This window comes from Moorena sp. SIO4E2, assembly GCF_010671945.1.
Classification (GTDB): domain Bacteria; phylum Cyanobacteriota; class Cyanobacteriia; order Cyanobacteriales; family Coleofasciculaceae; genus Moorena; species Moorena producens.
Genome location: NZ_JAAHIE010000223.1, coordinates 1 through 11,165, shown reverse-complemented (window position 1 = coordinate 11,165; position 11,165 = coordinate 1). Strand labels below are relative to the sequence as shown.

The 11,165-nt window shown below is 45.2% G+C and carries 10 protein-coding genes; 4 read left to right on the top strand and 6 right to left on the bottom strand.

The features are described from left to right. Nucleotides 1–549: 549 nt before the first annotated feature. From F6K37_RS21225 to crtD, 3 genes are all read right to left on the bottom strand, one after another. Nucleotides 550–1,494: an RpnC/YadD family protein gene (locus tag F6K37_RS21225; protein ID WP_008188042.1), complete on the bottom strand. Its 945-nt coding sequence runs from the start codon at nucleotides 1,492–1,494 to the stop codon at nucleotides 550–552. A gap of 193 nt (nucleotides 1,495–1,687) precedes the next feature. Then, nucleotides 1,688–2,599 (bottom strand): hypothetical protein, encoded by a 912-nt coding sequence (locus F6K37_RS21220; protein WP_008188043.1) that lies wholly within the window; start codon nucleotides 2,597–2,599, stop codon nucleotides 1,688–1,690. A gap of 129 nt (nucleotides 2,600–2,728) precedes the next feature. Next, nucleotides 2,729–4,333: a C-3',4' desaturase CrtD gene (crtD, locus tag F6K37_RS21215; protein WP_008188044.1), complete on the bottom strand. Its 1,605-nt coding sequence runs from the start codon at nucleotides 4,331–4,333 to the stop codon at nucleotides 2,729–2,731. Nucleotides 4,334–4,413: 80 nt separating this feature from the next. Here crtD and F6K37_RS21210 point away from each other — a divergent pair, with 80 nt between their 5' ends. Genes F6K37_RS21210 through F6K37_RS21200 form a run of 3 tightly spaced genes read left to right on the top strand, consistent with a single transcriptional unit; the run spans nucleotide 4,414 to nucleotide 6,779 of the window. Next, complete coding sequence (locus F6K37_RS21210) at nucleotides 4,414–4,575, top strand: hypothetical protein (RefSeq protein ID WP_154659908.1); 162 nt, start codon at nucleotides 4,414–4,416, stop codon at nucleotides 4,573–4,575. Nucleotides 4,576–4,597: 22 nt separating this feature from the next. Beyond that, nucleotides 4,598–5,881, top strand: a complete 1,284-nt coding sequence (locus tag F6K37_RS21205; protein WP_008188045.1) for a M16 family metallopeptidase — start codon at nucleotides 4,598–4,600, stop codon at nucleotides 5,879–5,881. Nucleotides 5,882–5,894: 13 nt separating this feature from the next. Continuing rightward, complete coding sequence (locus F6K37_RS21200; protein WP_008188046.1) at nucleotides 5,895–6,779, top strand: fructosamine kinase family protein; 885 nt, start codon at nucleotides 5,895–5,897, stop codon at nucleotides 6,777–6,779. 2 nt (nucleotides 6,780–6,781) lie between these two features. Here the strand turns inward: F6K37_RS21200 and F6K37_RS21195 are convergent, their stop codons facing one another. The 3 genes from F6K37_RS21195 to F6K37_RS21185 all read right to left on the bottom strand — a co-directional run bounded on the left by F6K37_RS21195 (nucleotide 6,782) and on the right by F6K37_RS21185 (nucleotide 10,576). Continuing rightward, complete coding sequence (locus F6K37_RS21195; protein ID WP_008188047.1) at nucleotides 6,782–7,552, bottom strand: sporulation protein; 771 nt, start codon at nucleotides 7,550–7,552, stop codon at nucleotides 6,782–6,784. 242 nt (nucleotides 7,553–7,794) lie between these two features. Beyond that, complete coding sequence (gene mgsA / locus F6K37_RS21190; RefSeq protein ID WP_008188048.1) at nucleotides 7,795–9,069, bottom strand: methylglyoxal synthase; 1,275 nt, start codon at nucleotides 9,067–9,069, stop codon at nucleotides 7,795–7,797. An 850-nt stretch (nucleotides 9,070–9,919) separates the two neighbouring features. Further along, complete coding sequence (locus F6K37_RS21185) at nucleotides 9,920–10,576, bottom strand: hypothetical protein (RefSeq protein WP_008188049.1); 657 nt, start codon at nucleotides 10,574–10,576, stop codon at nucleotides 9,920–9,922. A gap of 242 nt (nucleotides 10,577–10,818) precedes the next feature. On the opposite strand from F6K37_RS21185, the gene F6K37_RS21180 reads away from it, so the two are divergent. Next, nucleotides 10,819–11,130, top strand: a complete 312-nt coding sequence (locus F6K37_RS21180; protein ID WP_044494655.1) for a DUF433 domain-containing protein — start codon at nucleotides 10,819–10,821, stop codon at nucleotides 11,128–11,130. Nucleotides 11,131–11,165 lie beyond the last annotated feature (35 nt).

Here is an 11,165-nt window from a genome sequence, read left to right as displayed (position 1 = left end):
AGCCACCGAAATCAGCTGATGATAAATTCATAATTAACTCTAATTAACTCTTTGTTGTCATCACTTTAATTTTTCCTTGCCTTCAATTAAATGTTCTCTCCCTTCCAAGTAAATTCCGGACAGTTTTTCAGAAAAACTTTTGCTGCTATATAAGGTCAGGATAAGGGCAGTGAAGCTAACAGCCTATGGGCTACGCCCACGCTACGCCAACAGCTCAGGGCGTTTTTATCTGGGTTGTAAACACCTTATGGCAGGAATTGGCTTGCATTTAAGAGGCAAAAGGCAAGATGGGAAAGAGATACAGAGTTTTATTGGACAAGAAAACAAGACCATACAAATTTACATCTCATTTGGAAATGCTATAACAGTCTTTAGCTTTGAGCTAGTGTTCTGGTAGCTGCAGTGGTAAATAAAAACAGCAAGTAGGAGCGCACGCCGTGCGCCCCTATCAGATAAGTGGGTTTGGTGACCAGTTTTGTGTCAGTCTTGACCCAGTGATACCGGAATACAACCGAAATACCACCACCATACCATTGAACGGTAACAGTATCAATCCGATCGACTGTCTCCAAACCTGTCCAACAGTTCCTGACGGGACAAGTTGGACAGGTTAAGCAGCACCTGAGTACGCTCTGTGATCGGCAACTGCATCAAAGGCTCAATGGTTCGGGATAATTCGAGATCAACAGTGCCAAATCGCCCTGCTAGTAGATTTTCCACCATCAGGCGCTGTCCCTCTAAATTTCCTTGTTCCTTGCCTTGTTCCCGGCCTTGCTCTAAGGTTTCTTCCCGCCAACGCAAATAAGCTGGTGATAAATTCATAATTAACTCCCTGTCGTCTTCAGTTAAATCTTCACTTTCTCCTATTTTGTCTATTTTGATGCGCCAGTTAGCCAGAATCTCTAAGATGTTACGTCGTTTTGGGTGTCGATCAGGCAGTGCCAGCAACTCATTAATGGCTTGCGCTTGAGTGCGATCGCGTCCCAAAATTCTTAACCACAGGGTTTCTTCGGTAACAGGTAGCTGGTTAATGGCCACCAGGGCTGTGTTGAACCACTCAGGCAAAAAGTAAACTCCTTTGACCCAATTACCGGAATTATCAAGTTTTGCACCAAACCCGTTCAACAGCTGGCCTGAACAGGAAGGGGACAAAATCCATAAACAGGGCAAATCGGTTTCACTGATCAGGTTTTTCTCTCGTCGTGCCTTCCGCTGTAGGTCACTGTAGAGGGCAAACAACTTCAACAGGCAATTGCGCACTGCCATGATTCCTGTAGCATTGCGGAACGGTTCCAATAAACAGGCGGTTGATGCCATCTGACCGAGCAATCCAATTTCCTGGGGTGCTGTGGATTCAGAAGCTGTTGGTAGAAACCAAATATCCACTTGACGCACTTCACTGGTTAGTTCTCGGCTGACTTCTACCTGACCGTGAGCTGTTAACAACTCCGTTAGATACTGTTTGGCAAATTGATCATGAGGCTGTCGGGTCATTAATCCTAACTCTTTGGGGTTGGTATTAGTAGCCTTTCACCGATCAACTGGCAAAAAACAGATCCATATGATCTTGACATTTTAGACTTTTACCCTATAACCCAAGCTAAGGGCGCAAGGGAAGCGCCCCTAAAACTTCTGAAATCGAACTGAGCTTGGAATACCACCGCAATCCCATTGAACGGTAACAGTATCAATCCGATCGACTGTCTCCAAACCTCTCCAAAAGTTCCTGACGAGACAGGTTAAGCAGCACCTGAGTACGGTCTGTGATCGGCAACTGCATCAAAGGCTCAATGGTTCGGGATAATTCGAGATCAACAGTGCCAAACCGCCCTGCTAGTAGATTCTCCACCATCAGGCGCTGTCCCTCTAAATTGCCTTGCTCTAAGGTTTCTTCCCGCCAACGCAAATAAGCTGGTGATAAATTCATAATTAACTCCCTGTCGTCTTCAGTTAAATCTTCACTTTCTCCTATTTTGTCTATTTTGATGCGCCAGTTAGCCAGAATCTCTAAGATGTTACGTCGTTTTGGGTGTCGATCAGGCAGTGCCAGCAACTCATTAATGGCTTGCGCTTGAGTGCGATCGCGTCCCAAAATTCTTAACCACAGGGTTTCTTCGGTAACAGGTAGCTGGTTAATGGCCACCAGGGCTGTGTTGAACCACTCAGGCAAAAAGTAAACTCCTTTGACCCAATTACCGGAATTATCAAGTTTTGCACCAAACCCGTTCAACAGCTGGCCTGAACAGGAAGGGGACAAAATCCATAAACAGGGCAAATCGGTTTCACTGATCAGGTTTTTCTCTCGTCGTGCCTTCCGCTGTAGGTCACTGTAGAGGGCAAACAACTTCAACAGGCAATTGCGCACTGCCATGATTCCTGTAGCATTGCGGAACGGTTCCAATAAACAGGCGGTTGATGCCATCTGACCGAGCAATCCAATTTCCTGGGGTGCTGTGGATTCAGAAGCTGTTGGTAGAAACCAAATATCCACTTGACGCACTTCACTGGTTAGTTCTCGGCTGACTTCTACCTGACCGTGAGCTGTTAACAACTCCGTTAGATACTGTTTGGCAAATTGATCATGAGGCTGTCGGGTCATTAATCCTAACTCTTTGGGGTTGGTGTTAGTAGCCTTTCACAGCTGGTCTGGCCAAAAACAGATCCATATGATCTTGACATTTGAGACCAAAACCCCTTTACCCAAGCTAGGGACTCTTGGCTTGCGCCCCTACAAACAAAATGATGTCTCAATCTGCCGTACAGCGGTAAGGGCAGAATAACTGACCCCAGCTGTTCCTTCTCCTGGATGAGTCGAGTCTCCTACTAACCACAGACTTTTGCAGGGTGTGCGAGTGGCAAAGCCAAAGGGCCCAAAGGTGGGTATCCGTTGCCCTATCCCTCCGACAATGCCTTGTTCTCTGGCAGTATAACGGGCAAAGGTGCGAGGGGTTGCTGCTTCTTGGTGAATGATGGTCTCTGGTGTTAAATCAAAGTATTGACTAAGACGTGCGATCGCATTTTCTGTATACTCTTCCTTTAACCGGTCATAGTCTTGCTTGGACCCCCGCCACCACATGGCAGCATCGGTAAAGGATGAGGCAGTAATCGTTGCTTTTCCCTCTGGTGCTCGTCCATCTCCTGGCTTACTAACCGAAATAAACAAGGAATTATTCTCGCCAATTGGTCCATCGTAGTCATAGAGAAACTGAAGATGGGGAGGACAACCATCAGGAATTGCACGTTTATCTACCCCAAGATAGATGACAAACGCACCGGATGGTGAAGGTAATTTATCGACTCGATATTTATAGCCTGCCATCGAGTAGCCTGCCATCGAGGTTCCATTGAAGCTCTGTAGATTATTACCTAATAATTTGACTAGGTTTTGCACCGTAACATTGGCAACTACCTCATCCGCTGGTTCTGTCCAAACTTCCCCTGTTTTCTGATTGCGAATCGAAACACCAGTAGCTTTACCAGCTGATGTTTCGATCTGTTCAACGGTGTGGCGCATTAGTAGCTTACCCCCCCATTTTTCCAGGGCTTCTACTAAGCGATCGCTTAACACCTGCATACTACCTTGGAGATGAAATAACCCTTGGGGTTCCTGGGAAACTCCTAAGGCTGTTGCTGCATACAACAGTGCTGTCTGATCAACATCGACTTGGGAATAAAGCTTCAGCTGCAAATCCAGAAAGGTTTTCAGACGCTTATTCCCATATAAGCCATATCCTCGCAACCCATCGGCTACGGTCATGAAGGTAAAAGGTAGGGTAATTAAGGTATCAGGACGCACTGCTGAGGTTAATTGCCACAAGTCCCATAAATTACGAGGTGGTAGCACTGGGTCACGGGATTGGAACTTCCAACTGGCATTGAATAAGGTTGCCATCAGTTGCCAGAAGGGTTCACTACCGGGAAACTGGCGTTCTCGTTCTCTTTTCCATTGCTCCGGGTTCCGCCAGATGTTAATTGGTTCGGTTTCACCGGGAAGAAATACCGCACAAGCAGGGTCACAGGGGGTAGCGGCTGGCAGGTCTACTTCCAGTTCATCAAAGATGCGTTTGTGAATGCCACCAGGTTCTAAGCCAGCTACCTGGGTCGCACCAACATCGAAGGTAAAGCCCCGACGTTTAAAGGTGGAGGCGCATCCTCCTGGTACTAGGGCTTGGTCTAGTATTACCACACGGTAGCCTCGGCGAGCAAGGAGTGCTCCAGCGGTTAGTCCACCAATTCCTGCACCGATTACTACTACTTTTTTCTGGTCTTTTTTCTGCGGGAATTCTTTATTGGTGTATTCTACCTTACCTTTACCGCCCTGAGTGCTTACCATGGTGGTTTATTTGCATTTCTTAATGTTTCTTATCATAATTCTACCTTGAGCCATGGCGTTTGGGAGTGGGGAATCGGGAGATGGGGAGATGGGGAGTTGGGGAGATAAGGAGATGGGGAGATAGGAAGTGTGGTGTTATCGTGGCTAATCCTGATTCGCGATTCGCGATTCGCGATTCGCGATTCCCGATTCCCGATATCAAAAACGCGATATCAAACGGAAAGATTACTATGAATAAATAGTGGTCAATCAGTGATTAATTTAATGACTTCCAGTTTGCTCAATACTCCCTGCCTCAATGCTCCCACTGTTGAAAAGCTACCGAATGGGTTAACCATTGTGGCGGAGCAGATGCCTGTTGAAGCTGTGAATCTGAATGTTTGGATTAATGTCGGTTCCGCAATGGAATCGGATCAGATTAATGGTATGGCTCATTTTCTGGAGCATATGGTGTTTAAGGGCACACCAAAATTGCAAAGTGGTGAGTTTGAGCGGCTGATTGAGCAACGGGGTGCCGTAACTAATGCGGCTACAAGTCAGGATTACACTCACTATTACATCACTACAGCTCCTAAAGATTTTGCCGAGCTTGCACCATTACAGCTAGAGGTGGTACTCAATCCTAGTATTCCTGACCATGGCTTTGAAAAGGAGCGAATGGTAGTTTTGGAAGAAATTCGCCGTTCCCAGGATAATCCCCGCCGCCGCACCCATAGATGGGCAATGGAGACTACTTTTGACCAGTTACCCTATCGACGTCCTGTGCTCGGACCTGCCTCGGTGATTGAACAACTCCAGCCTCAGCAGATGCGTGACTTTCATGGTAGGTGGTATCAACCAGGGTCTATGACTGCGGCAGTGGTGGGGAATTTGCCAGTTACGGAATTAATTGAAATTGTCAGCAATGGATTTAGTCAAGCACAGCCAAGGACGATAGAAGATAGAACAAACCTTACCCCAGAACCAGCTTTCGAGAACATTGTCCGTCGGGAGTATGTGGATGAGTCTTTACAACAAGCGCGGCTGGTGATGGTGTGGCGGGTGCCTGGTATACCTGAGTTGAAGGAAACCTATGCTTTGGATGTGCTAGCAGGAATTTTAGGACGAGGTCGTATGTCCAGGCTGTTTAGGGATTTGCGAGAAGAACGGCAACTGGTTACTCAAATTGGGGTTAGTAATATCACTCAGCGGCTGCAAGGGGTGTTTTATATTTCTGCTAAACTGCCAGCTGAGAATTTGGCAGAGGTGGAGAATGCGATCGCAAACCATATCCATCGCTGTCAGACAGAATTGGTATCAGACTCAGAGATTGCTCGGATTCGTACCAAAGTGGCCAATCAGTTTATCTTTAGTAATGAAAAACCAAGTGCTCGCAGCAATTTATATGGTTACTATTACTCCCAAGTCGGGGATTTAGAACCAGCACTGAATTACCCTAGTCATATTAAATCAGTTAGTGCTGTTGATATCCAAAAGGCTGCACAGCAGTATCTGTCTCCCCATGCTTATGGTATTGTGATCGCAAAGGGAACAGGGAACAGGGAGTAGGGAATAGACTAAGATGTGGAAAGAAATTGCTGACCAGATAAGCCAAGTCACTCGTGAAACCTTTGAGATTAACCAGCGCCAATCTGTTGGTGGTGGCTGTATTAATCAGGGTTATGCTCTGGTCGGTAAGACTAATAAGTATTTTGTTAAACTCAATTCTGCCTCTGCTGTCTATATGTTTGAGGCCGAAGCCCTCGGTCTAAAGCAGATGGTGGCAACTCAGACTATCCGAATCCCCAAACCAATTTGCTATGGTACTGCCGTGGATTGTTCTTATATTGTTTTGGAGTGGCTAGACCTTGGTGGCGGTAACAGTACCGAGTCTTGGGTAAAAATGGGACATCAGTTAGCAGCCATGCATCAGGCTGCTACTCCCCAAGCTTCAACCGAGATGGGTAAGTTTGGTTGGAATCAAAATAATACTATTGGTTCGACACCACAAGTTAATCAATGGATGTCGGATTGGGTAGAGTTTTTTGTAGAGTATCGCCTGGGTTATCAGTTTCAGCTAGCACGGCGTCGCAGTGGTCATTTCCCGAAACAAGACCAATTACTGGCAATAGTTCCTAAATTACTGGATCATCAGCCTCAACCTTCCTTAGTACACGGTGATTTATGGGGTGGTAATGCGGCTATTACCATGTCGGGAGAACCAGTAATTTTTGACCCTGCTACTTATGTAGGCGATCGCGAAGTTGATATTGCGATGACCGAATTGTTTGGTGGTTTCCCAGCAGCATTTTATCGAGGCTATAACGAGGTGTGGCCTTTAGAGCAAGGTTACAAACGGCGGAAAAACCTCTATAACCTTTACCACATCCTCAATCACTTTAATCTCTTTGGTAGTGGTTATGAATCCCAAGCTAACCGGATGATTGATCAGATTTTGAGGGATTAATTCTAATTAATTTGGCTCTCAATAATCTCCTCAATCATTGCTTCTAATTCACCCATAGGAAGATTGAGGTCATCGAGTGTTACCTGAAATTGGACATAACGTTCATCTAGATCGAATGTTTCTTCTAGAAAACCCCCAAATCCACGGGCTCGTTTATCTATTTCTAAGAAAACTTCTAAGTCTTCTGAGTAGAGAGAAAAAATGATTTCCAATTCATCCAAGCTACCCTGATACTTACCCATGGGACGAAACTCGAACTCTTGGACGAATGGATATCTACCCCCGAAGTGAGTATTATACTGACAATCGACTTCATGAAGTTGAAATCCTAGGTTTTCTAATGCATCAAACACCGCTTGCATTAACGGGTGTGGATGTACCTCAATGTAATCGGTGTCTTTCGGGTCAACGGCAATGGGAATATCTAAGCCAGTACGTAAATATACTGGTTGGCTGGTTAATGTCAGTGGTGTTTCCTCAGGGAGGGGAAACGAAAATGGAATAACTATTTCCTCTTTTGCCTCCAAGTTGAAGCGTTCCGAGAGGCGATATTGCATTAATATGCATTCCTCTGTGATTGAGGTATCTTCTTCTTCCCGCAAGTATTCGGTAACTAGATAAATATAAATATCATCAATCTTCTGGGAAACATCTCCCCCAGTAATATAAACTTCCCCTTCTACCATTTCCCCAGGAGCTAGGGAATCAAAGTACAAACGTGTATCTACCTTTGCTGCTCCAATGCCAACCTGAGCTAATAGCTTTTTGAACATAAACCTAGTTTTTTAACTAACTTTGCTACTAGCTTAATCTATGATTCTGGAGTTTTAGGGAGTCGGGAATCGGGAGTCGGGAATCGGGAGTCGGGATAATAAAATTTAATGTACCTGATCAGTATAATCAACTATATAAATGAAACACTTAGGTCGTGGGATTGCCCTACGGCCACGCTACGCGATTGATCTACGGTCACGCTACGCGAACACAAATTGAGATTATTTGGGCTTGAGGCAGATTAATTGGGGTTGGGGACAAATACAGTCAATCCCTTGGGAATACATTCAACTTTGATAGGAGTTGTTCCAATGACTTCTCCATCCACAACCACCTTCTGAGGGGGATCTGTGGCGATTTTGATACTGCGGGTTCGGACATGATGAATATTTTCTTGGTTGGGTGTCAGGTGAACCAACGCGGCACCAAAGGCATTGACCATTGATGTGACCGCCTGAAGTTTTGTGTCTACTTTGGCCATGGTGACATCCAGTAACCCGTCGTCGTAAATAACTTCACCCATTCCTTGGGCTAACACTGAGGTAGGGGGAGCCGCATTAGCCACAGTGATAGCCCCTACTTCAACTCGATAGATCTGGTCTTCAATTTCCACAGCCGCATCAAATAGCTCTTGTTCATCCAGTTGTTGCCATCCCGCTACCAGATAGGCCAGTACCCCCCACTGATCCTTGAATTCTCGGCTAGCTTTATCGACCATTTCTGCTTCAAAACCAATTCCGGTTAATAAAATCATGGGGGTGTCGTTACAGCGAGCCGCATCAATCACTTTGGTATAGCCTTCGGAAATGATGCGGCAGGCGGCGCGAATGGGCATTACTGTGCCACCAATGCCCAACGCCTGACAAAAGGCATTAGCGGTTCCTCTGGGAATAATGGCGAGGGGAATGTTGGTATCAATCAGCTGACTGGCAACGGCGGATACGGTGCCGTCACCGCCAGAGGCAATGATGAGATCGGCGTGGACTGCGATCGCCCGTTTGGTCAATTCTTCCGCCGTAATTTCTAGAGTAGTTTGATGGATATGGAGATTGAAATGGCCACCCAGCATGTTTTCAATAATGGTCAATTCATGATCGGAGTCTCCTTGACCGGCCACTGGATTAAAAATAAGGTGAGCCACTTGGGTCCGCGCTAGGGCACTGATGACCAGTTCTCCTGTAGCTAAGTTGGTGGCGATCGCTACATCATGGACATCACAAATCCGTAAGAGAGCCTGAATATCAGGTTCATGGGATTTAGCATGGAGTGCATCGATGAAGAAAAACACAGCACAGACCTTTCCCTCCGCCACCGCTGCAAACAACTGGGCATCTCCACCGATAGGACCAGGGAGTAAGCAATCAACAGGTAAGCCAGTGGAGTTTTGAATTTGTTTCCCTGTGTTCCCTGTAGCAATTAAGGTGTAGCGAGAGAAAACGATGTGGTGGCGCTTGACAAATGCCACTATATCATTTTTCTTGTTGTCGTGGGCAATCAGGGCAATAGTTGCAGGCATACTACTGTACCGGAACTCAAAACCAAAATTCTCAAAGGCCAATGGGCAAATGACCCAGTATTTACGTCATTCTAAAGCGTTTATTCCAGTTGTGTAGTTAAGCTATGGATAACTCGATACTAAGTTGCGGTCAAAGGTACAACTTTCTCTTTCCCAAATCTCCCTATCTCCCTATCTCCCTATCCCAGCAATCTACTATAGCAGTCGCCAGGGTAATTAGGACATGACAAAAGTCTCAAACTACAGTTTGGCTTGAGTTTAACTTCTGACTTCTGACTTCTGACTTCTGACTTCTGCTATATCTTTGAATGCAACTTGGTATAAAAATATTAACATTCCTAGATAAAAATACAAGCCTAAACATAAAAATTTACAAAAAAACCATTGACATTTTAAATTAGTTTATGCTAGGGTTAGATGTGATCAGATTTTTTTTGATATTCTAGTTTTTTCATCTTCTAGTCTTTAGCTTTTCCTTGAGGGGAAGGTTTTTACTAACTTTTTCTTCCCCATTTTTTTGGCTTTTTTCTAGGTTTTAGGGAGCAGGGAGCTAAGGCCGTGGGCCACGCTTACTGGCAGAGCCAGACGCTGCGCGAACGCGAACGGAGCTTCGGAGCAGGGAAAAATATTTATATGATGTACCTGATTAGACTAGGAAAAACTATAGAAAAATAAATACTATTCCCCATCTCCCTATCTCCCGACACTTGCCCATCTTCCCAATTGATATAATACCAAATCCGCTTGGTCATTACCCCTTTATTAAAATCGACCAAATCTTTTTATGCCAGGAATCTAGGGCTATGGGGATAAGGGGGGTATGGGAACAGAATTGATATAAGTCCTAATCCTATTCCACCATCTGCACCAATTTCCCTAGAATAGGTTCGATGGGAGGGAGTAAATATTCGGCGAGATCGAGGGTTACTGTTTTTTCCTCCAATTTCAGAAATCGCCATAGAGTCCCAGTGGTTACGGCACCGTAAACCGTTGCGATTGGCCGTAGGCCACGCTCCGCGAACGCATTACCGTTACTATTATTCTCCTGTTGGTTAAACCGACCAGCTGCTACCATCGCGGCGATACATTGTCCTAACCCCCCTTTCAGGTCTTCTTTTTTAGCTTCTATAATAATGGCTACCGGGGCTTTAATAAATAACTGTTCCGGTGACAGACTAATAATAAAATCACAGGTGCCATTTAATCCTACTTCTGGGTCAACATTAAACTCTTCCCCAGAAAACAAGCTAATCTGGTATTGATGGAATTCTCTAACTGCCAGTAACACTGGACATATCAAGAGTTCTGATCGGGCTTTTTCAGTATTTAGTGCGATGGCCAGTTGGTAATTTTGGGTGATAAATTCCGCTAAATAAGGACTAGGAGAAATTACGCGTTCGCGTAGCGTGGCCGTAGGCCAATCGCTTTCAAAAATATTCCCTTGTTCGATTAAAGTTAAGTCAAAATCCTTGACTACTTTTTGAATAGTAAATTGACGGTAAGACATGATCTAGGGAAGGGAGTAGGGAATCGGGAGTAGGGAATCGGGAATCGGGAATCGGGGGTAAAATATTGTGTACTTGATTACTAGGAAAAACGGGCTTATTGGATTTTTTAACTATTTTTTTTAACTATTTGCTGAAATGCTATACTTTGAATGCGAACGCAAACAGAAGGCAAAGTGTGCTATTCAATAATAATACTACCGTAAGGTAACGCTTCTTTTAGTGACGTTTATGAACTCTCCCAATGACAACCATTCCAACAATCTCAGAACATATTGAAATCACTCCGGGGGTTTGTGGCGGGAAACCTCGGATTGCCGGACATCGGATTCGAGTTCAAGATATTGTCATCTGCCACGAAAGCATGGGAATGTCACCGGATGAAATTCTCTATCGCCATCCTAGCATTACCATGTCAGATGTCTATGCAGCACTGGCTTACTACCACGACCATAAAGAAGAAATCAGACAGGATATTGAGGCAGGAGTTGCCTTTGTACAAACGGTACAAGCTCAAACACCGTCTCTATTACAGCAAAAACCTCAGAATCGGTAATGACCAAAAAGCGATGCAGCGCGGTCTTGGGGGTC

What these genes read in the sequence shown, in the direction of transcription:
- F6K37_RS21200 (WP_008188046.1), top strand. Translation starts at nt 5,895, where the DNA reads ATGTGGAAAGAAATTGCTGACCAGATAAGCCAAGTCACTCGTGAAACC.
- F6K37_RS21205 (WP_008188045.1), top strand. Translation starts at nt 4,598, where the DNA reads ATGACTTCCAGTTTGCTCAATACTCCCTGCCTCAATGCTCCCACTGTT.
- F6K37_RS21180 (WP_044494655.1), top strand. Translation starts at nt 10,819, where the DNA reads ATGACAACCATTCCAACAATCTCAGAACATATTGAAATCACTCCGGGG.
- F6K37_RS21210 (WP_154659908.1), top strand. Translation starts at nt 4,414, where the DNA reads ATGGGGAGATGGGGAGTTGGGGAGATAAGGAGATGGGGAGATAGGAAG.
- F6K37_RS21220 (WP_008188043.1), bottom strand. Translation starts at nt 2,599, where the DNA reads ATGACCCGACAGCCTCATGATCAATTTGCCAAACAGTATCTAACGGAG.
- F6K37_RS21195 (WP_008188047.1), bottom strand. Translation starts at nt 7,552, where the DNA reads ATGTTCAAAAAGCTATTAGCTCAGGTTGGCATTGGAGCAGCAAAGGTA.
- crtD (WP_008188044.1), bottom strand. Translation starts at nt 4,333, where the DNA reads ATGGTAAGCACTCAGGGCGGTAAAGGTAAGGTAGAATACACCAATAAA.
- F6K37_RS21185 (WP_008188049.1), bottom strand. Translation starts at nt 10,576, where the DNA reads ATGTCTTACCGTCAATTTACTATTCAAAAAGTAGTCAAGGATTTTGAC.
- F6K37_RS21225 (WP_008188042.1), bottom strand. Translation starts at nt 1,494, where the DNA reads ATGACCCGACAGCCTCATGATCAATTTGCCAAACAGTATCTAACGGAG.
- mgsA (WP_008188048.1), bottom strand. Translation starts at nt 9,069, where the DNA reads ATGCCTGCAACTATTGCCCTGATTGCCCACGACAACAAGAAAAATGAT.